Source organism: Streptomyces dysideae (assembly GCF_001514305.1).
Taxonomy (GTDB): domain Bacteria; phylum Actinomycetota; class Actinomycetes; order Streptomycetales; family Streptomycetaceae; genus Streptomyces; species Streptomyces dysideae.
The window spans coordinates 1-19,894 of the sequence record NZ_KQ949132.1 but is presented as its reverse complement, the minus strand read 5'-3'; the positions used below and the strand labels follow the sequence as shown (position 1 = coordinate 19,894).

The 19,894-nt window shown below is 68.7% G+C and carries 22 protein-coding genes; 14 read left to right on the top strand and 8 right to left on the bottom strand.

The annotated features are described in order from the left end of the window. Positions 1 to 358 precede the first annotated feature (358 nt). Complete coding sequence (locus tag AQJ91_RS45750; RefSeq protein WP_067035441.1) at positions 359 to 1,582, bottom strand: NAD(P)-dependent malic enzyme; 1,224 nt, start codon at positions 1,580 to 1,582, stop codon at positions 359 to 361. A 642-nt stretch (positions 1,583 to 2,224) separates the two neighbouring features. Here AQJ91_RS45750 and AQJ91_RS45745 point away from each other — a divergent pair. From AQJ91_RS45745 to AQJ91_RS45735, 3 genes are read left to right on the top strand one after another with little or no spacing between them, the layout of a single operon-like run. After that, complete coding sequence (locus AQJ91_RS45745; RefSeq protein ID WP_067035438.1) at positions 2,225 to 3,187, top strand: ABC transporter substrate-binding protein; 963 nt, start codon at positions 2,225 to 2,227, stop codon at positions 3,185 to 3,187. A gap of 28 nt (positions 3,188 to 3,215) precedes the next feature. Then, entirely contained in the window at positions 3,216 to 4,178 is a 963-nt protein-coding gene (locus tag AQJ91_RS45740) for an amino acid ABC transporter permease (RefSeq protein ID WP_067035435.1), read from the top strand. A gap of 3 nt (positions 4,179 to 4,181) precedes the next feature. After that, positions 4,182 to 4,943 carry an amino acid ABC transporter ATP-binding protein gene (locus tag AQJ91_RS45735; protein ID WP_067035433.1) on the top strand — a complete coding sequence of 254 codons (762 nt, stop codon included), beginning with the start codon at positions 4,182 to 4,184 and terminating at the stop codon, positions 4,941 to 4,943. 61 nt (positions 4,944 to 5,004) lie between these two features. Here the strand turns inward: AQJ91_RS45735 and AQJ91_RS45730 are convergent, their stop codons facing one another. Continuing rightward, positions 5,005 to 5,793: a class I SAM-dependent methyltransferase gene (locus AQJ91_RS45730; protein WP_067035430.1), complete on the bottom strand. Its 789-nt coding sequence runs from the start codon at positions 5,791 to 5,793 to the stop codon at positions 5,005 to 5,007. 100 nt (positions 5,794 to 5,893) lie between these two features. Here AQJ91_RS45730 and AQJ91_RS45725 point away from each other — a divergent pair, with 100 nt between their 5' ends. After that, positions 5,894 to 6,532: a CGNR zinc finger domain-containing protein gene (locus AQJ91_RS45725; protein ID WP_067035428.1), complete on the top strand. Its 639-nt coding sequence runs from the start codon at positions 5,894 to 5,896 to the stop codon at positions 6,530 to 6,532. On the opposite strand, the gene sodX is transcribed toward AQJ91_RS45725, so the two are convergent. Beyond that, positions 6,427 to 6,870, bottom strand: a complete 444-nt coding sequence (gene sodX / locus AQJ91_RS45720; RefSeq protein ID WP_067035485.1) for a nickel-type superoxide dismutase maturation protease — start codon at positions 6,868 to 6,870, stop codon at positions 6,427 to 6,429. The two genes, AQJ91_RS45725 and sodX, sit on opposite strands and share 106 nt — an antisense overlap. A gap of 145 nt (positions 6,871 to 7,015) precedes the next feature. On the opposite strand from sodX, the gene sodN reads away from it, so the two are divergent. Further along, complete coding sequence (gene sodN, locus AQJ91_RS45715; protein ID WP_020123534.1) at positions 7,016 to 7,411, top strand: superoxide dismutase, Ni; 396 nt, start codon at positions 7,016 to 7,018, stop codon at positions 7,409 to 7,411. Positions 7,412 to 7,418: 7 nt separating this feature from the next. Here sodN and AQJ91_RS45710 read toward each other — a convergent pair whose 3' ends face one another. Together AQJ91_RS45710 and AQJ91_RS45705 are read right to left on the bottom strand one after the other, a co-directional pair. Next, positions 7,419 to 8,573 (bottom strand): tyrosine-type recombinase/integrase, encoded by a 1,155-nt coding sequence (locus AQJ91_RS45710; protein WP_067035425.1) that lies wholly within the window; start codon positions 8,571 to 8,573, stop codon positions 7,419 to 7,421. Positions 8,574 to 8,594: 21 nt separating this feature from the next. Further along, positions 8,595 to 9,098: a helix-turn-helix domain-containing protein gene (locus AQJ91_RS45705; RefSeq protein WP_067035423.1), complete on the bottom strand. Its 504-nt coding sequence runs from the start codon at positions 9,096 to 9,098 to the stop codon at positions 8,595 to 8,597. Between the two features lie 120 nt (positions 9,099 to 9,218). On the opposite strand from AQJ91_RS45705, the gene AQJ91_RS45700 reads away from it, so the two are divergent. The 4 genes from AQJ91_RS45700 to AQJ91_RS45685 all read left to right on the top strand — a co-directional run bounded on the left by AQJ91_RS45700 (position 9,219) and on the right by AQJ91_RS45685 (position 13,778). Beyond that, positions 9,219 to 9,413 carry a helix-turn-helix transcriptional regulator gene (locus AQJ91_RS45700; RefSeq protein ID WP_067035420.1) on the top strand — a complete coding sequence of 65 codons (195 nt, stop codon included), beginning with the start codon at positions 9,219 to 9,221 and terminating at the stop codon, positions 9,411 to 9,413. A gap of 586 nt (positions 9,414 to 9,999) precedes the next feature. Further along, positions 10,000 to 11,172 carry a DUF3631 domain-containing protein gene (locus AQJ91_RS45695; protein ID WP_067035417.1) on the top strand — a complete coding sequence of 391 codons (1,173 nt, stop codon included), beginning with the start codon at positions 10,000 to 10,002 and terminating at the stop codon, positions 11,170 to 11,172. A 373-nt stretch (positions 11,173 to 11,545) separates the two neighbouring features. Next, positions 11,546 to 12,097, top strand: coding sequence for a hypothetical protein (locus tag AQJ91_RS45690; protein WP_199848201.1), 552 nt, complete (start codon positions 11,546 to 11,548; stop codon positions 12,095 to 12,097). Next, entirely contained in the window at positions 12,087 to 13,778 is a 1,692-nt protein-coding gene (locus tag AQJ91_RS45685) for a relaxase/mobilization nuclease domain-containing protein (RefSeq protein WP_067035409.1), read from the top strand. Before AQJ91_RS45690 ends, AQJ91_RS45685 begins: the two co-directional genes overlap by 11 nt. Before the next feature lie 12 nt (positions 13,779 to 13,790). Here the strand turns inward: AQJ91_RS45685 and AQJ91_RS45680 are convergent, their stop codons facing one another. Both AQJ91_RS45680 and AQJ91_RS45675 read right to left on the bottom strand, forming a co-directional pair. Further along, positions 13,791 to 14,609 carry a class I SAM-dependent methyltransferase gene (locus tag AQJ91_RS45680; RefSeq protein WP_067035406.1) on the bottom strand — a complete coding sequence of 273 codons (819 nt, stop codon included), beginning with the start codon at positions 14,607 to 14,609 and terminating at the stop codon, positions 13,791 to 13,793. Next, entirely contained in the window at positions 14,606 to 15,931 is a 1,326-nt protein-coding gene (locus AQJ91_RS45675; RefSeq protein WP_067035483.1) for an NsdA family TPR-like regulatory protein, read from the bottom strand. The genes AQJ91_RS45680 and AQJ91_RS45675 overlap by 4 nt, the downstream gene beginning before the upstream one ends. A gap of 104 nt (positions 15,932 to 16,035) precedes the next feature. On the opposite strand from AQJ91_RS45675, the gene AQJ91_RS45670 reads away from it, so the two are divergent. The 5 genes from AQJ91_RS45670 to AQJ91_RS45650 all read left to right on the top strand — a co-directional run bounded on the left by AQJ91_RS45670 (position 16,036) and on the right by AQJ91_RS45650 (position 19,379). Then, on the top strand, positions 16,036 to 16,497 hold the full coding sequence (locus AQJ91_RS45670; RefSeq protein ID WP_067035403.1) for an ATP-binding protein: 462 nt from the start codon (positions 16,036 to 16,038) through the stop codon (positions 16,495 to 16,497). Then, positions 16,491 to 16,967 (top strand): hypothetical protein, encoded by a 477-nt coding sequence (locus AQJ91_RS45665; protein WP_067035398.1) that lies wholly within the window; start codon positions 16,491 to 16,493, stop codon positions 16,965 to 16,967. Before AQJ91_RS45670 ends, AQJ91_RS45665 begins: the two co-directional genes overlap by 7 nt. A 28-nt stretch (positions 16,968 to 16,995) precedes the next feature. Beyond that, positions 16,996 to 18,111 carry a hypothetical protein gene (locus tag AQJ91_RS45660; protein ID WP_067035396.1) on the top strand — a complete coding sequence of 372 codons (1,116 nt, stop codon included), beginning with the start codon at positions 16,996 to 16,998 and terminating at the stop codon, positions 18,109 to 18,111. Further along, entirely contained in the window at positions 18,108 to 18,476 is a 369-nt protein-coding gene (locus AQJ91_RS45655) for an ASCH domain-containing protein (protein WP_067035393.1), read from the top strand. Before AQJ91_RS45660 ends, AQJ91_RS45655 begins: the two co-directional genes overlap by 4 nt. Before the next feature lie 138 nt (positions 18,477 to 18,614). Further along, complete coding sequence (locus tag AQJ91_RS45650) at positions 18,615 to 19,379, top strand: hypothetical protein (RefSeq protein WP_159054810.1); 765 nt, start codon at positions 18,615 to 18,617, stop codon at positions 19,377 to 19,379. A gap of 127 nt (positions 19,380 to 19,506) precedes the next feature. On the opposite strand, the gene AQJ91_RS45645 is transcribed toward AQJ91_RS45650, so the two are convergent. Then, positions 19,507 to 19,719, bottom strand: a complete 213-nt coding sequence (locus AQJ91_RS45645; RefSeq protein WP_067035388.1) for a hypothetical protein — start codon at positions 19,717 to 19,719, stop codon at positions 19,507 to 19,509. Positions 19,720 to 19,894: the final 175 nt, after the last annotated feature.

Sequence of the window (19,894 nt, the reverse complement as noted above, 5' to 3'; positions counted from 1 at the left end):
TCACCACCCACCACCCACCACCCACCGCACCCGCACCCGCACCCGCACCCGCACCCGCACCCGCACCCGCACCCGCCAACTAAGAGGACCCCCACCGGGGCCACCCGCACCCGACAACGAAAGCAGCACGGGTGGTGCGGGTGGGAACCCTCAACGCCCACACCCCGCCCCTAGCCACCACAGACGCCCCCGCACACCCCACCCCCCACGCCACCCGCACCCGCCAACCACCCCCAGCCCCCACCAGAGACGCCCACCCCCGAAACCACCCGAACGGCGGGCGGGTGGGTGGGCGGGTGGGCAAAAAAATGGCCCCGCCCACCAGGACGGGACCATTCACACTCAACGCCTCAACACCTCAGCGCCGAGCAACACCTTCCGCCCGAGCCGCCGCCGCAACCGCCGCAGTAACAGCCGGCGCCACCCGCTCATCAAACGGCGACGGAATCACATAGTCCGCAGCAAGATCGTCACCGACCACCGCCGCCAACGCCTCCGCCGCAGCGATCTTCATCCCCTCGGTGATCCGAGACGCCCGAACCTGCAGCGCTCCGGCGAAGATCCCCGGAAACGCGAGCACGTTGTTGATCTGGTTCGGAAAGTCCGAGCGCCCGGTCGCCACAACCGCCGCGTACTTGTGCGCGACGTCGGGATGCACCTCGGGATTCGGGTTGGCCATGGCGAAGACAAACGCCCCCTCGGCCATGGAGGCCACCGCCGCCTCCGGAACCGTACCGCCGGAGACGCCGATGAAGACGTCGGCGCCTTCCAGAGCCGCTTCCAGCGACCCGGTGATGCCGGCCTTGTTCGTGAACCCGGCGACCTCCCGCTTGACCGGCGTAAGGTCGTCCCGGTCGGCCGACACGACGCCCTTGCGGTCGGACACCGCAACGTCCCCGATCCCGGCCTCGACCAGCATCTTCGCGATGGCGACACCCGCCGCACCGGAGCCGGAGATGACGGCCCGCAGATCCCCGAGCCCCTTCCCGGTGAGCCGCGCGGCGTTCCGCAGTGCCGCCAGCGTCACGACCGCCGTACCGTGCTGGTCGTCGTGGAAGACCGGGATGTCCAGCCGCTCCTGCAGCTTCCGCTCGATCTCGAAGCACCGCGGCGCCGAGATGTCCTCCAGGTTCACACCGCCGAACGACGGCGCGAGCCGCACCACGGTCTCGACGATCTCGTCGACGCCGGTGCAGTCGAGCGCGATCGGCACCGCGTCGACGCCACCGAACTGCTTGAACAGAATCGCCTTGCCCTCCATCACCGGGAGGGAGGCCTCGGGGCCGATGTCACCGAGCCCCAGCACCGCCGTACCGTCGGTCACGACGGCGACGACGGACGACTTCCACGTGTAGTCGTGCACGAGTTCCGGCTGCTCGGCGATCGCGCTGCACACCTTCGCGACGCCGGGCGTGTACGCCAGGGACAGGTCGTCCTTGTCACGGACGGGCACGGTGGCCTGCACGGCCATCTTGCCGCCACGGTGCAGCGCGAACGCCGGATCGAAGGCATCGAGGGGCTCGGCCCCGCCATCCTGATCCGTACTGCTGTCGCTGCGAGGATTGACGATCTCCGCTGCCACTTTGTCTTACCCCTTAAGTGTTCATGGTCTGAGGGTTGGCCACTCCTGGTGAGAAGTGGGCGGGCACCGCGCACGGCCCAGGTCAGTGATGCGTACGGGCACATACGCGACGGGCGCGCCGCACACGCGCCCTGAGCCCCGGATGAGGGGTGTAAAGAACCTTCTTACCGGACGGACGGCGCCGACGACGAGTCCATACGAGTCCATACGTGCAAGGTCACATGACGGAGCCCGCGGACCGTATGGCGACGACACAATTCGGACACGCATCGGCGACACGAATCATGAGCACGTATACGGACAAGGACTCGAGAAACACTTGACAGGGTCGCAAAGTGGACGAAAAGCCGCAGAGAGCTCACCCGCACCCGAGATGCGCCGAAGATCTTCCGGCCGGAACGCCAGATTCCCGTAGAAGGTCCGGTCGGGATGTACCAACCTGATGCGGTTCGGGGGTCACCCGTTATCCGATTTTGACATGGCGGGCGCCCTGAATGGCTCAGTCCGAATGGCAAGATGCCGTAATCACACGAGGTCGCGACACACGAAGACGTGTGTTCCGTCGACCCACGGCACTGCCGAACCCAATCGACAGTGGCCCGCCCCATCGGCAACTCCACCCATCCGCCGGAGGAACCCACCATGACCGCAAGCTCCACCCGTCGTACGACCGCCGCGCGCTCACGGATTGCCGCGGTAGGCGCGATCGCGGTCGCAGGCGCCCTGATTCTCACCGGTTGCGGTGACCAGACCAAGGACGGCGAGGACTCCACGAAGGAGACCGCCACGGCCAGCAAGGCCCCGCTCTTCGACAAGCTGCCCGCGGACATCCAGAAGGCGGGCGAGATCAAGGTCGGCACGAACGCCGAGTACGCGCCGATGGAGTTCCAGGAGGGCGGCAAGATCGTCGGTGTCGACCCCGACATAGCCGCCGCGCTGGGCGAGAAGCTGGGCGTGGAGTTCAAGTTCACCTCCGGCTCCTTCGACGGCCTGATCACCTCCCTGAACTCCGGCCGCTACGACGTCGCCATGTCCTCCATCACGGACACCCCGCAGCGCCAGGAGGGCCTGAACGACGACGGCAAGAAGCTCGGCCCGGGTGTCGACTTCGTCGACTACTTCACGGCCGGCACCGCCGTCTACGTCCAGAAGGGCAACCCGGAGAAGATCAACTCGATCGAGGACCTCTGCGGCAAGACGGCCGCCGTGCAGCGCGGTACGACGTACGAGAAGGCCCTGAAGACCCAGTCCAAGGCCTGCACGGACGGCGGCGAGAAGAAGATCACGATCGAGGCGTTCGAGAACGACACCGAGGCCCAGACCCGCGTGAAGTCGGGCGGCGCCGCCGCCGGCGTCAACGACTACCCGGTGGCCCTGGACCTGTCCCGCAAGGCCGACGGCGGCAACGCGTTCGAGGTCGTCGGCGAGCAGTTCGAGGCCGGTCCCTTCGGCATCGCGGTGAACAAGGACAACAAGGAGCTCACCGCCGCCCTCGAGGAAGCCGTCAACGCGATCATCGAGGACGGCACGTACAAGAAGATCCTCGAGAAGTGGGGCGCCGAGAGCGGCGCGATCGACAAGGCCGCCATCAACGGTGGCAAGTGACGTCCAGCAGCACTGAAGGGCAGTCACTGTGACTGACAAGTTCGACAAGGAGCCGGCCGACGCTGACCCGTCGGCCGGCGCCGTGGTCTCCAAGGACAGCGGGAACGTTCCGCCCGAGGCGATCAAGGCCATTCCGGTACGGCACTACGGCCGCTGGGTCAGCGCGGTCGTGGTGCTGGCCCTGGTGGGCCTGCTGGTCAACGCCTTCGCGACCGCCGAGAAGATCCAGTGGAGCGCCGTCGGCGACACGGTGTTCGACTCCACGGTCCTCGCGGGCGCCGGACGCACCCTGCTGATCAGCGTCCTGGCGATGCTCATGGGCGTGATCCTGGGCGTCGTGCTGGCCGTGATGCGGCTCTCGAAGAACCCGGTGACCAGCTGGGTGGCCTGGGCCTACATCTGGTTGTTCCGCGGTACACCGGTCTACGTCCAGCTGCTCATCTGGTTCAACCTGGCGCTGATCTTCCCCACGCTGAATCTCGGTCCCATCTACAAGGACGAGATGGTGGACGTCATGACCCCGTTCATGGCCGCCCTGCTGGGCCTGGGTCTGAACGAGGCGGCGTACATGGCGGAGATCTGCCGCGCGGGCCTGATGGCCGTCGACGAGGGCCAGACCGAGGCGTCGCACGCCCTCGGCATGAGCCACGCCAAGACGCTGCGCAGGATCGTGATCCCGCAGGCGATGCGGGTGATCGTGCCGCCGACCGGCAACGAGTTCATCAACATGCTGAAGACCTCGTCGCTGGTGTACGTGGTGACGTACAACGAGTTGCTGCGCGCCACGTCGACGATCGGCTCCACGTCGTACGCCGTGATGGAGCTGCTCTTCGTGGCCTGCATCTGGTACCTGGTCATGACCAGCGTGTTCAGCGTCTTCCAGTTCTACCTGGAGCGCCGCTACGCCCGCGGCTCACTGCGTCAGCTGCCGGCCACCCCGTGGCAGAAGGTCAAGGCCAACATGCTCTCCCTCTCCAACTGGCGGCGGTGACCCATGAACGCAATGGTGAAGTCCGAGGGCGTGCACAAGTCCTTCGGCCCCGTGGAAGTCCTCAAGGGCATCGACCTGGAGGTGAAGACCGGCGAGGTGTTCTGCCTCATCGGCCCCTCCGGCTCCGGCAAGTCGACCTTCCTCAGGTGCATCAACCACCTGGAGAAGATCAACGCGGGTCGTCTGTACGTCGACGGCGAGCTGGTCGGCTACCGCCAGAAGGGCGACAAGCTGTACGAGCTCAAGGACAGCGAGGTCGCGCTGAAGCGCCGGGATATCGGCATGGTCTTCCAGCGCTTCAACCTGTTCCCGCACATGACGGCCGCGGAGAACGTCATCGAGGCGCCGGTGCAGGTCAAGGGCGTGAGCAAGGCCCAGGCCTGGGAACGCGCGAGGGAGCTGCTGGACCGCGTCGGCCTGGCCGACAAGGCGGGCAGCTACCCCTCGCAGCTCTCCGGTGGCCAGCAGCAGCGCGTGGCCATCGCCCGGGCCCTGGCGATGGACCCGAAGCTGATGCTCTTCGACGAGCCCACTTCGGCCCTCGACCCGGAGCTGGTCGGCGACGTCCTCGACGTCATGCGCGACCTCGCCGAGTCCGGCATGACGATGGTGGTCGTCACCCACGAGATGGGCTTCGCCCGCGAGGTCGGCGACAGCCTGGTCTTCATGGACGGCGGCGTGGTGGTCGAGTCCGGCAACCCGCGCGACGTCCTGACGGACCCGCAGCACGAGCGGACGAAGGCGTTCCTGTCCAAGGTGCTCTGACGGTACGAAGTGAAAGGGGCGGTACGGGAGTTCCGTACCGCCCCTGTCGCGTTCCCAGGCACTACTTCAGCGCGAGCAGCAGCGTGTCGGAGGGTGAACACCACACCGCCCGCGCCTCCCCGAACCCCTTCTCGCGCAGTACGCGCGCGTGCCACGCCGCGGACGGCGTGTCGCCGTCGGCGTGCTCGCCGTAGATCTCGAAGCGCCTGGCCGTCGGCCCGGCGAGGACCGGGTCCTTGCCCGCGAGCTGCCACCACTCGGCCCAGTCGAGGGCACCGTCCCGCTTGGCCTGATCCATACGTGCGTGCCGCTGCGCACGCTCCGCCGCATTGATCCGGGGCGTCGTCTCGTCGATCATGTGATCCGCGTTCATGAAGACACCGCCGTCGCGGACGAGCTCCGCGACCTGACCGTAGAGGGCCGCGAGGGGTTCGCTGTGCAACCAGTGCAGGGCCGTGGCGGTCAGGACGGCGTCGTACGAGTCGTACGGCAGCTTCGCCGGCCAGTCGGGGTCCTTGAGGTCGGCGGTGACGAAGGTGACCCGTTCGTCGCCCGCGAAGGTGCCCTCGGCGATGGCGAGGAGCGCCGGGTCGAGGTCGATGCCGGTACTGGTGGCCTCCGGGAACCGCCGGAGCAGCCGGGCCGTGATACTTCCCGTGCCGCACGCGAGATCGAGCACGCGGGGGGCGGGTCCGGCAAGGGCCTCGACCATGTCGAGCATGATCCGGAAGCGCTCCTCGCGGTCGGGCATGTACCACTCCTGCTGCCGGTCCCAGCTCTCCTGCCAGGCGAGCCAGTCGGCGCCGGTCGCCGTGGTGTCCGTGTCCGTGTCCGTGTCCGTGTCCGTCATCGAGACCCTCCATCGCGTACGTCACGTAATACCCTGGAAGCATGACCGGCTGTTACTCCGACCGCATCACGACGATAGAACGCCTCCGTAAGGACTACAAGTGGAACTGGCCTATTACTCGGATTACGCCGTGCGTCTCGTCAACACCGAGGAACCGGCCCGCGGCAAGGACTCCCTGACCTCGATCGAGGCCGTCCGCGACCTGTTCGGAGTCAACCAGTCGGCGGCCCGCCGCGCCACGGACGCGGACGTGACGCGGTTCCGCTCGGTCCGGGGCCGACTGCGCGCGGTCTTCGAGGCGGCCGACGGCGGCGACGAGACCCTCGCGGTGGACCTGTTGAACTCACTGCTGCTGGAGTTCCCGGTGAGCCCGCAGATCTCCGGCCACGACTTCCGGGACGACGACGGCCGCCCGCTGTGGCACATGCACCTGGCGGATCACCCGTCGAACGCTACCGCGGGCTACGCGGCCATCGCGGCGATGGGCCTGGCCTTCCACCTCACCGAGTACGGCGTGGACCGCCTGGGCCTGTGCGAGGCGCCACCGTGCCGCAACGCCTACCTGGACACGTCCACCAACCGCTCCCGGCGCTACTGCTCGGACCGCTGCGCCACCCGCGCCAACGTCGCCGCCTACCGGGCCCGCAAACGCCTGGCGGCGGCCCGGCCCGACCTGTCCGAGAAGACGGGCCTGGCAGCGGACAGCACCCAGCGCACGACGGCGAACGGCGACCGCTGAGCCTCCTGCCGCGGCCGGTACCTGAACCGCACCCGGCCCAGCACCAGGTCCTCCGGCACGGTCCCGTAGTCGGTGCTGTCGCCCCCGGCGTACGCGTTGTCGCCGAGCACCCACCACCCGCCGTCCCGCCGCTCCGCGGCCCGCTTGACGACGAGCAGGTCCTGCTGGAACGGATGCCGCAGCACCACGACGTCCCCCGGCCGGATCCGGGCCTCGTAGTGCACCACGAGCCGGTCCCCGTGCCGCAGCGTGGGCACCATGGACGGCCCGGTCACCTCGGCCACCCCGAAGGGCAGCAGGGCCCTCCCCCGCTCGGTCTCCTGCGACAGTTCCGGCATCCCCGGCACCTCCCCGGTCCGATCCTCCACCAGTCTCAGTCTGACCCCGGACTTTTGTCCTAAGCCCATGGGGGCACTCGCGAAAACCCGTCTCGCAGGGAGTAATGTCCCACCTGAGAAGACGATCACGAGGAAGGAATGCTCCATGCTTTCCCGCCTGTTTGCCCCCAAGGTCAAGGTCAGCGCACACTGCGACCTGCCCTGCGGTGTGTACGACCCGGCCCAGGCCCGCATCGAGGCGGAGTCGGTGAAGGCCGTACAGGAAAAGATGGCCGCCAACGACGACCCGCACTTCCAGGCTCGCGCGACCGTCATCAAGGAACAGCGCGCCGAGCTCGCCAAGCACCACGTCTCGGTGCTCTGGAGCGACTACTTCAAGCCCCCGCACTTCGAGAAGTACCCGGAGCTGCACCAGCTGGTCAACGACGCCCTGAAGGCCCTCTCGGCCGCCAAGGCGTCCACCGACCCGGCCACGGGCCAGAAGGCGCTGGACTACATCGCCCAGATCGACAAGATCTTCTGGGAGACGAAGAAGGCTTGATCTATGGCTAGGCCGTCTGACCTGCGGTTTCGCGGGTCGTATCGCCTACCTGTCCGCACCCGGTCCGCAGGCCGCCGAGCACGGCGTCCATGACGGTCCGGGTGCGGTCTTCTTCGCCCGGCCACAGATGGGCGTAGATCCGCAGTGTGATGACGGCGGACGCGTGGCCGAGGACCAGCTGGACCTGCTTGACGCTCGCTCCGCCGGCGATGAGGGCGGAGGCGTAGAAGTGCCGCAGGTCGTGGGTCACCATGTGCGGCAGCTCGACGGGCTTGCGGCCCTCGCGCTCGGCCGCCTCGTTCTCCGCTGATTGGAGCGTCCTGCGGGCGCAGTTCCACTCCGTCTTCCAGCGGCGGTAGTTGAGGGGCTCGCCCTCCTCCATCGTGAACAGCCACTCCTTGGAGGGGCGTGCGGCGAGGTGCGCGAGGAGGGCGTCGGTGACCACCTCGCCGACCGGGACGGTGCGTCGGGACTTGGCGGTCTTCGGCGGGCCGATCTTCCCGGACTGGAGTCGCTGGCGCTCGACCCGGATGGTGCCCGCCTTGAAGTCGACGTCCGACACTTTAAGGCCGAGCAACTCGCCTATTCGCAAGCCTGATCCAGCAAGCGTGACGATCGCCGCGCGGATGTACGGCGGCATCACGCGGGCCATCGATTCGACATGAGCGACCGTGGGCGGGGTGACCTCCTCGTCCTGCATGGGCGGGAGAGTGATCCGGCGGCACGGGCTGGCGGCGATGACCTTGTCCTCGACGGCCGCGGTCATGAGGCGCACGAGGACGTCGTAGACGTTGCGCACGCTGCCGGGGCCGAGCTGCTCGGACAGGCTCTTGAACACCACCTGCAGGTCGCTGCGCCGTATCGCCGCCATGGTGCGGGAGCCGAGCACCGGCACGAGATGGAGCCGAAGCGCGTTGTCGGTGATGCGCTCGCCTGCCTCACTGGCGATGAGCGACTCCTCCCACTTCTTCGCGTACGCCTCGAACGTGATCCGCCCTGCTCGCGGGTCGACGTACTGGCCGGTCACGATGCTGGCCGTGACCTCATCGATCCAGCGCTGGGCGTCGAGCTTGCGGTCGAAGTGGCGGGCGTGCTCCTTGCCGTCGAGGTCGCGGTAGCGGGCCCGCCATTTGCCGTTGGGTCGCTTTTGGATGTTGGCCAAGTGGCTTCTCCCTTGGGTTGGTTATCGGTAGTAGCCGCCGCCCTCGATGTGCTCGGTGAGGGTGCGGGCGTCGCGCTCATCGCCCATGAGGCGAAGGCACTGCTCGTGGATGGCCCGTGAACTGTCGGGGTGGGCCTGGATGTGCTCGGCGATGCCGACGACTGCGTGGTGCAGTCGGTCTTCGGCGTCGCGTGTCTCGTAGTACGCCTCGACGGCTTCCTGGACGAGCCGTCTGCTGTCGAGGTCGAGCCCTTCCAGCGGTGGGGACATCAGCTCTTCGAGGGGCAACTCGAAGACGCGGGCGAAGGCGAGGGCTTCGTCGACGTTGATACGGCGGCGTGGGGTGCCGTTCTCGATGCGCCAGACGGCGGTCTGGTTCATCTTGACGCCGGCCTTCGACACCCGGTCTGCCAGCTCGATCGTGCTCCACCCCCTGACCTCGCGCTCCAGCGCCACCCGTGCGGCGATGTTGCCCTCGCTGTAGAGCAGCGGCACCTCACCGCCGTCGACCCTGTCGCCTGCCATCGGACCTCCATCCTGACCATTGCTTTTCAAATTGTAACACCACCTTGCCAATTTGGCTGACCGGCGATCGTCGAGTACAAATTATGCATACCGGATTGCAACCTAGTCGATTGGGAATGCATGCGATACCTGACCACCGCCGAGGTCGCCGAGCGCTACCGCACAGCGGAGAGCACCGTCCGCTACTGGCGCCAGATCGAGAAGGGCCCGCGCGGCATCAAGATCGGCAAGCGGGTGCTGTATCCCGAGGCCGAGCTGCTGCGCTACGAGCGGGCGCTGATCGAGGGCCAAGACGAGTGGGGTCTGGCCTCCTGAGCCGCCGGAGGCCCGGAACACGGAAACGGCCCTCGGCGCGCCAACGCCGAAGGCCGGAGAGTCCCCCGCATACCGCCCATCCCTAAACGAACAAGGCGACGAGGGGCTGGACCTCGCCCGTCCTGCCCCTCGTCTGAGAGGAACATCTATGGAGGACCCTACGTCCCCCACCAACCCGAACACGGCCCCCAAGGTCAGCTGGCCCGAGGTCGCGGTCCCCGGCCAAGGCGTCCCCGGACGCCGCGGGGACGAGCATTCTGCTGCTGCGGTATCAGGGGACCGTCCCCTCGATACATCCGGTCCCCTGTCGGCGCGAACCACGGTCCCCATACCCAATTCCGTTGGAGACGTGCAGGTCAGCGGCATCGGCGCGCCAACGGGGACCGGTCCCCAAGACTCTGGAGTTGCACCAGGGGACCGCAGTGGGGACCGGGACAGCGGCCGTCACCTGTCGCCGGGGACCGACGTCCCCGTAGAACGGGCCGAGCAACAAGAGAGGGCAGCCACCGATGGCGGGACACGCGCCGGGGGCCACAAAGGCACCGGTGCTCAGGTAGCCGCTGACGGGGTCGCGCTGCTGGACGAGTTGCGGGCAGCGATCGGCAAGTACGTGGTGCTGCCCAGCGAGGAGGCGCTGACCGCTGTCACCCTGTGGGTGGCGGCCACGCATATCCAGACGGCTCTGCAGCATGCTCCGCGTCTGGCGGTGGTGAGCCCGACGAAGGGGTGCGGCAAGTCCCGGGTTCTGGACGTGCTCCACGAGACCGTGTACCAGCCGATGATGACGGTGAACACCTCCCCGGCGGTCATCTTCCGGGTCATCGGCAAGAACCCTCCCACCCTGCTGGTGGACGAGGCAGACACCATCTTCGGCCCCAAGGCGAGCGGTGACAGTGAGATCCTGCGCGGCCTGCTGAATGCCGGGCACCAGCGCAACCGGCCCGCGTGGCGGATCTCCGGTCCGGATCACAAACCGACCCCGTTCCCCACCTTCGCCATGGCTGCCATTGCGGGTATCGGCGACCTGCCGGACACGGTCATGGACCGGGCGGTCGTTCTGCGGATGCAGAAGCGTAAGCCGGGCGAAAAGGTCACCCCGTTCCGCTCCCGGTATTCGGTGCCGGAACTCAACGCGCTGCGTGACCGGCTGACCGCCTGGCTGGGTCCCCTGCGCGGGCAGGCTGCCCGAATGGTGCCGCAGATGCCGGTAGAAGACCGGGCGGCGGACACCTGGGAGCCACTGGTCATCATCGCCGACCTGGCAGGCGGCCAGTGGCCCGCCCAGGCTCGTGCCGCCTGCTTGGCCATGACCCGCCACGAGGCGGCCCAGGACGAGCAGAGCAGCCTGAAGACGCGGCTCCTGCGCGACATCCACCGCATTTTCGCGCAGGCGGACAACCCCGAGGCCCTGGCCACTCAGGATCTGGTCGCCTCGCTGCTCCAGGACGCTGAGGCCCCGTGGGCGGAGTACGGCACCAAAGGGCTGAACGCCTACCACCTGAGCAATCTGCTGCGGGACTTCAACATCAGCCCGGCCAACTACCGGTTCGACAAGGGCAGGCAGGCCAAGGCGTACATACGCAACCGCTTCCTGGACGCCTGGGCCCGCAACTGCCCGGACCTCGTCGAGGCGGCACCCGAGCCCGAACACGGCGCCGCCCCCGCCCGCATGCCGCAGGGCAGGCCGCCCGCCGCCCCGGCGGGGACGCTGCCTGTCGGCCCGCCTGGTGGCCCCGCCGGACCGAAGCGCGCTCTCTGATCCCACCGGGGTCCGTATCGCTTCGTCGCATCCGTCCCCGCGCAGGTCAGCGCGGGGACGGACTCTGTCGCCGGGACGGAGTTCTCCGTACCTGCCCGCGTCTCCGTACCTGTGTTGACCAGGCATGCGACGGATGCGACGGACGTGACACAGCCCGATCCTCCCTCTCCTTCGGAGCACCATCATGCACACCGAGAACGACACGAACCCCTCTTCGTCCCGCCGCTGGGGTTGGTTCAGCCGGGACCGACGAACAGCAGCAAGCTGGAGCGAACGAGCCCCTAAAGAGGCTTCGTCCGCGGTTGCCCCCGCCCCTGGGGTGGCGGCGGGAGAGGGGGCCGGGCGCCAGCGGGCGCCCGAGCTTGAGGAGGGGGTGAACGAGCCCCGCGCCGCGTCTACCGCCGACAGCGTCGAGCAGCACGTCCCCGACCCCATCTCCCCACGCGTCGAGCCGTCTGCCCGTCAAGCGCCCGGCGCCGTTGAGCAGCCCTCGTGGCGTGAGCCTGACGCCCCCTCGCTGCCCGCGCGGATGAACCGCAAGCGCACTATCGAGAAGCGCGACCAAGAGAAGAAGATCCGCTTCACGCCGACCGCAGTCCGTCTCATCGACGCCGAGGCCAAGCGGCGCCACCAGAAGTTCGCAGGCTTCGTCGGCGACGCCGCCCTCGCCGTCGCGCTCGGCAAGGCGGGCATGGTCGGCAGCCCGGAGGACGACCCCATCCGCCCGCTGGTGGAGGCCGTCGAAGCGCACACCAAGGCGCTGAACCGGATCGGCACCAACCTCAACCAGGTCACGGCAGCCATCCACTCCGGCGCGGTACCCGAGCGTGCCGAGACCGTCCTCGACCGCATTGAGCAGGCTGCCCAGGCCAGTTACGCACTCATGGACCGGCTCCTGGCGGAAGGAGCCGGTCATGGTGCCTGACGTCTCCACCGGCTCCAGCACCCTCGGTCTGATCAACTACCTCTTCGGCAAGGGGCGGCGCGACGAGCACACGGACCCCCACATCGTGGCTGCCTGGGACATGGCCGGCGCCCCCGACCCCGGCCGCGACCCCACAGCCACCTACACCCAGCTCGCCCTGCGCCTAGACCACCACGTCGACCTCCGCACCCGGGAACTCGACGGAAAGCAGCCACCGCAGCATGTGTGGCACTGCCCGGTGCGCACCGCGCCCGGCGACCGCTACCTCACCGACGCTGAGTGGGCCGAAGTCGCCCGCCGCGTCGTAGCCGCCACGGGAATCGCCCCCGAGGGAGACGACAGGGCGTGCCGTTGGATTGCGGTCCGGCACGCCGACGACCACATCCACATCATGGCCACCACCGTCCGAGCCGACGGCCGCCGCCCTCGTACGAACCGGGACGGCTGGCGGGCGCAGCTGGAATGCCGCAAGATCGAGGCCGAGTTCGGGCTGCGCCGCCTGAAGTCCGGTGACCTCACCGCCCCGCGTACCCCCACCGGCGCCGAGCGGGCGAAGGCGGAACGCCAGGGCTGGGAGGAGACTGCGCGGGAGTGGCTGCGCGAGCAGGCGTACGCGGTCGCCGCCGCCGTACGCAACATCGACGAGTACTTCACCGTGCTGCGCTCCCTCGGCATCCAGGTCAGGCCGCGCATCGGCCCCGAGACCGGCGAGGTGACCGGCTACAGCCTGGCCGCGCCCGGCGACACGGCCAACGGCGAGCCGGTCTGGTACGGCGGCTCAAAGCTCGCCCCCGACCTTTCCTACAACCGGCTCTGCGAACGCTTGCCCACCCAGGACGTGGCCGACCGCCCTCAGCAGGTGGCGGATCCGGTCGAACCGTGGCATCGCGCCGAGACCGCCATCCGCGATGCCCAGACGGTCCTCGCCTCGGGCGACGACGCCGTGGCCCAGGGTCATCTGGATGCCTTCGGCGACGCCCTCCACAACCTGGCCCTCGCCACCAACGGCGAGCACCGGGCCGAACTGCAAGCCGCCGCAAGGGCGTTCAACCGCGCCCGCCGCTCGGCGATCCGGGCCGACCACCAGGCCGCCACCGCCCTCCGGGAAGCCGCCAAGGAACTCGCCTACGCCACACACGCTCCGGGCGGACTCGCCGTCGCCTTGATCTTCGCCGCGCTCCACTTGGCGCGCGCCGCCGCCAAGTGGCATGAGCAGCACGGCCACGAGCAGCAGGCCGCCGCGGCCGAGGAAGCCTTGCGCCATCTCCAGGCCGGTTACCAGCAGACCGCCCAGCCAGTCCTGGCGGATCTCACCCGTCGCGCCCCCAGCGCCACAACCACCAACCGCTTCGAACAGGATCTGCGCGCCGCCCTCCCCTACCACGCCGACCGCGTCCTCGCCGATGCCGCCTGGCCGGCCCTGACCACGACCCTCGCCCGCGCCGAGACCGCCGGCCACAACCCCCGACATCTCTTGGCCGAGGTCGCCGCACGGCGAGAACTCGACAGTGCCGAACGCCCTGCCGAGGTTCTCAACTGGCGCATCACCGTGCAGCCGAACAGGCGAGCACAGGCAGCTCGCAGCCGGAGCAGCCGCATCACCACACCCGTGACGCCCACGCCACAACCCACGCCCACGCCGGTGATCGAACGGCCTGCGGAACGCGGCCGACGGCGATAGACAAGTCGGCTCTCAGCGACGACAGACGAGGATGCCGCCGAGACATCTGACCTCGAAGGTGCCGTCTCGGGCGATGTGATCGGCGAGGATCATGCGGGCCCTCTCGATCGTGGCCTCGAAGGGCACGTCGTGCTGGTCTGCCCACGCCCGGTACGAGGCCATGTGCGCGATGACCGGCTCCGGGTCGTGGACCCTGATGGCGCCGGGCAGTTCGATCGTCTCCACCCGGCCGAACTCCTCCCGTAGGAAGGCCGGGGCCTTCTCCAGGGAAAAGCGGGCGCTGAGCGAGATGCGGGCCGGGCCGCGTCCGGTGCCGAGGACGTCGCCCGCGGCCCGCTGCCACAGGTCGTCGAGTTCGGCCTTGTCCAGGTCGCTGTTGGTGGAGGCGATCACCAGCCCGTCACGGGCCACGACGCGGGACAGCTCCCTGACCGCCTGCGGGATGTCCGGGACGTGGTACAGCATGTGCAGCGCCAAGGCGGCATCGACGCTCGCCGTGGCCAACGGCAGGCGGGTGGCATCCGCTACGGCGACAGGGCCGGGCACGCCGGCGAGGATGCCCGGGGCGATGTCCAGGCCGAGCAGGGCCAGCTCGGGCCGGTCGTCGCGGAGCCGCTGGATGAACTTGCCGTTGCCGCAGCCGACATCGACCACGCGCCCGCGTACGCCGCTCAGCTGTTCGGCGACGATGCCAGGCAGGTCGTAACGGGGTGTCTGCCACTGGTAGAGCGACTGGCGGGCGGCCAGGTCCCGGTCGCTGTTGTAGGCGCTTCCGGCGAGGCGGCTCCGGTCGGTGACGGCGGCGTCGCGTGCGGCGGACAGTTCGGTCACGTCGGCAGCTCCGGTGAGTGGGCGGCGGGTGAGGCCGCGAGGACGGCCGTGTGCTGGAGTCGTTCGCTGAGGTGCGCGGCCTGCGCGGCTCCACCGTACTGCGGCCCTCCCAGCTCCCGGCCCAGAGCGGTCAGCCGGCGCACGATGCTGGCCGACATGCGCTCAGGCGGGGAGTCGAGGACGAATCCGAGCATCGCCTCGGTGCCGTCCAGGTCGCCCAGGAGCAGGTGACCGCGGGCGAGATCGACATGAGCGGCGAACAGGTCTCCGACCGACTGGTCGTCATCCTCGGCACTGCGGTAGAGCCGGATCGCACTGTCCGCGCTGACGATGGCCTGCTGGACGTGCTCCCTCCCGCCCACGGCCAAGTGGCTCGTGCCCGCGTACGCGAACTGCTTGGCGGCCGGGAAGGCGAAGATGCCCGGCACCTCGTCATGGCCGGACATCGCCTCGCGGGAGCGCTCGGCATCCGCAAGGGCTGCCACCGCGCCCACCCGGTCTCCGACTATGGCCAGCGCACGCGCCTCCAGACTCGCCAGCCGGGCTCCGATGCTGCCGGGAGCCCGGTGGTGGCGGCCGGCCTGCGCCAGCCGCGCCGCCTGCTCGTACCGCCCAGTCCAGTAGGCGATCAGGGACTCCACGGCCCGCACCCAGGCCAGCATCCCCTCGTGCCCGGCTGCCTCCGCACACGCCCGAGCGGTACGAGCGTGAGTGGCAGCGGAGTCGTAGTCGCCCAGGTCCAAGCAGACGTGCGCGGACAGCCCGCACAGCCGTGAGGCCGCGACGTACAGGTCAGCAGTCTGCCGGGGATGCTGGCGCCCACGCAGCAACTCGAACGCCCCGTCCCGCAGCCGCTTGATCTCGATGTACAGCTCCATCAGCGGATGGCTGACGTAGGCGCGAGCGAGCCGAGCAACATCGGCCTCCAACTGCTCGACGACGAACTCATCTGCGTTGCGCTGCGCGATGAACCGGGCGAAGTCCGCCGACATCGCCGCGTCCGCCGCCGACATAGCACCTGATCGCGAGGGCACCGCAGGCCGCGCCGGAACGGTCTCCGCAGCCTTGTCTTTACCCTGGCGGCCCTTGCTGACCGCCACAGCACGGTCGAGCACTCCGATGTCGACGCCGAACACCTGCGCCAGGTACCTGCGGGTGTACGGAACCGGGATGCGCGCCTCGCGCTCGTAACGCCCAATCTCTTTACCGGTCTTGGTGGCCCGCCCCTCCAGGGCGTTGTATTCGTCGGCCACCCGCTGCTGGGTCCAACCTCGCCCAGTGCGCAGCCGGATGAGCAACGCGCCGATCCCCGTGTCGCCCATCCCAACTCCCAGGAGCATGCGAACTCTGGCCCCCATAGTGGCCCCTCGCATGGCCCTCACGCTGGCTCCCGACCCAAACGAGCGACGGCGGTTGGCTGTTGGCCATGCCCAGCAGACTGCCCGACGAGCCGGACACCCTCGCACGGGACCAAGCCCTCGACGGCGCCGTCGAGCACGAAACGATGCTCTTCGACCGGCGCCGGACCACCCCAGGCGCCGCCCGCTCCTTCGTCGCCGAGACCCTTACCCAATGGGGCCGGACCGAACGCCTCGACGACATCCGCCTGTGCACCTCCGAACTGGCCACCAACGCCGTCCTGCACGGAGCGCCAGCGTGCGGCCAGGTCCTCGTACGCGTCGAACTGCACGCCAGCGTGCTGCGCATCGAGGTGCACGACGGCGGCGACGGCACACCCACCAAGCAGGAGCCACGGAGCACCACCGACGACGGCCGCGGCCTCCTGCTGGTCTCTGCCGTCGCCGACCACTGGGGCGTGGAGAAGCACCAGGGCCCAGGCAAGTGCGTCTGGGCCGCCTTCCACCACAGCGCGGTGCCCACATGCTGACGCCTGCCCGCACCGAGTCCTTCGCGCCCTCCGCCGGTCTGATCGCCTCCCTTGCCACCACCACGTGGTTGGACACCGCTCCGACCGGCGCCACTCTGTGCTGCCTCCTTCTGGTGCCCCAACCGCCCCGCAGCTGCTACGAGACGCCGGCCGTCATCGAGCAACGCATGCGCGCAGTCGCCGACGCTCTGCACCTCGGCCCCGCCACCACACCCCCGCCGGACATCGGGCCACGCCTACGTCTGATCGCCCCGACTGAGGTGGCTCTGCGCTTCGACGGCACCCCCTACCGCAAACGCATCCCCACCGGCCGCCCCTGGACTCTGCTGCTCGGCCAGGGAACCCCGGTGGCCCTCGTCCTGGGCCTCGATCCACTCTCCCGCAGCGCCGCACCAGCACAGATCGACACCTACCTGGACCGCGCCACGCTCCTCCAGCGCCTCCTCTTCGGCCACACCCGAACCGAATGAACCCCAACCCACCCCAGGGGGACATCCCGTGACGACCCATCCCGTCTCACCGAACACCGTCCTGGCCAACGCCCTCCATCACGCCGAGGACGTCCTGACCCCACGCATCCTGGCCACCCCACCCGAGCGGATCGTGCTGGTCGTCGGCACCCAGATCAACGGCGCCCCGCACATCGGCACCTCCCTCGTGCAGTCCCTGGCCTTCGCCATGGCCGCCCGCCTGCGCGACCGCTTCGGCATCCCCACCGAGGTCCTGTTCAGCGCCCTCGACAACGCCCCCCACGAACTGACCACCGACCCGGTCAGTGGTCACCGATACCAGCGCGCCTACGCCCAGGCCCTCGGCCACGAGGCCCTGACCGACCTCGTCACCGCCCTCTACCAACCCCTGTTCACCGCGCTCTCTCGGTGCCTGGGCATCCCTCACCGGATCGAGACCTACAGCCAGCAGCAGGCCGGCGAGCACTTCCGCCGCACCTGGCTCCGCCTCCTGCCCCGCCTCGATGCCGTCCGCTGGTGGCTCGCTCCCTCGACCGGCACCCCACACCTGCGCGTCCCTTGCCCACACCCCGGCTGCGGCTGGGCCGAGAAACACGCCGAACGCACCGGCGCCCACCTCACCGACCGTGAGACCGCGCAAGTCGCTGCCGTATGCCTCCACCACGGCCCCTACCAGGCAACCATCACCCCAACCGGAGGCGCCTACCTCGACCTGGCCACCCTGTACCGCAATGCGGTCAAGGAACTCTCCGTGTCCAACCCCCGCGGCACGCTGCACGTCATGGTCAAGGGCGGCGACTGGGTCTTCGGCTCCCACCTGGTCGACGAAGCCCTCCAAGCGGTCGGCCTCACCCGCGCCCAGCTACCCGCCCGCCTGTTCTGCCCGCAGGTCGTCACCGACACCGGCGCCAAACTGTCCAAGTCGCTGATCCGCGAGGGCCGCGCTCCCCTGCCCGAGGGTGCAGGCGGCTGGATGCTCGACACCCGACAATGGCCCGGCACCGTTGCAGAGTACGCCGAGCAACTACTGGCCATGACCGATACGTTGCTGTCCGACCCTCGCCACTTCTTCCGCTCATACTCGGCCTCCGAGATCGGCCGCATGATGACCGCACCAGCCACCAGGAGCGTCCCCGCGCCATGACTGACACCACCGCCCGCGTCCGCGAGCTGAACCTCTACCGCCAGTACTTCGACCTCGTCACCGCGGGCACCAAGACCATCGAGGTGCGGGTGAAATACCCGCACCTCGCCGACCTCGCTGCCGGCGACGTGATCCGCTTCCGCATCAAGGGCACTAACGAGACCTGTGAGGTCAAGGTCAAGCGGGTCACCAAGTACTTCGATTTCGAGGCGCTGCTCGACGGCGAGGGGCCGGCCAACATCAACCCGACCGCCACTCGCGAGCAGCAGCTCGCCAACATCCGCACCATCTACCCACCCGAGAAAGAAGCGCTTGGCGCCCTTGCCATCGAGATCCAACGCACTGCCCTCGACGGCTGGCGATAGGAAGGCTCACGCCTCTTTCCGGGCGTACCCCTTTGGCTCCGATCCGGTTCCGGGTGACCCTCGCCGCCTGACACAATCCGCCTCCGGTCGTCGTCTCCCCGAGACTGGAGGCGATTCCATGGCAGATGGGAAATTCCGGTGCGCACCGCGCACATTCTGCGGGACGATCTACGTATGACAGTAGATTTCGCGGAGCTCAACAGGTTGGCAGTGCCTGGTCTGCAGGCTCTGACCGAGCTGCTGGTGGGCGGCGCTGCCGACCATGCTCCGGCTTCCGAGGACAGCCGCCCCTTCCAGGTCGGCTGGGGCATGGTGGCTGCGCTTCACCGGCAGGCCGCCGCCGTGGTCGTCCTGCATGATCAGGGACTTGGTCACGAAGCCGCGCCGAACAGGCGGCTGATGGTCGAGTACGTCGCGCACCTTCAGTGGCTCGTCAGGGACGGCGACGACGCCGTGGACTCCATGAACAAGGCGCACCAACACAAGCATGGTGGCCTGCGTAAGGCTGCAGATGAAGGCGGATACCAGTACGACGCCGAGGCGGCCGACGCCGTACGCGACGCCGTGATCCCGGGCAACCCGACCAACACGTACAACAACACCAGTAACCTTCTTGGCCGTTTGGGCAGTGGGCTGCTTCAGTCCTGGCTCGGCGAGACGCAGCTTTCGCACGCCACTCTCGTGGCGGCCGGGGCCTTCTACCGGGAGACGGACGAGCATCTCGAATTGTTCCTCACGCCGACGTACGGCATCGAGGGCGACCCGATGGAGGCATCGCCTTACATCGCCTTCTTCTTCATGTTCTTCGGCATGGTCGCCTTCAACAAGCTGATGGTCGACAAGCCGTGGACAGATGAACTCAAGGCCATAGGTGACGCGGCCGGTCTCGCCGGAGCGGTCTGACACGGTTACCGGGTTCTACGGAGCGAGGCCACGGGAGATGCCCCCCGTGGCCTCTCGTCTGCCTCCCGGGCCTAGCGCCGAGACAGGGTTCGTGCACTCCGAGACCCCACGGAACCCCCAGGACGCCCTATGCGGCGGCAGGCGGGTCCTGGGGCTCATTTGCCGGGAGCGTCGGGCGCCGCGTGGTGTCCGTCCTCCGGAAGCTGTCCCACGCATCTCGCGCCCGGGTGGCGGAATGCAGGACGTCCGGGACCTGGTCCAGCAGACCCTTCAGAGAGAAGAGCAGCACGGAAGCCACGCCAGCGATGGCGAGAATGATGATGATGGCGGTGCCGTCCACTGATCCTTACCTTCCCTGTCATGGGCCGGATCGGTGGGTCTGCGCGCAGGCAGCCTCGATCCGAACCCTCACGCTTCGGACCGAGACACCCACGCTGACGTGTACGCAAATGTTCTCGGTGCTTCGGTGGGCCTACTCGTCGGCCCGTAGTACTAACTCGGTGTTCTCCACTGAG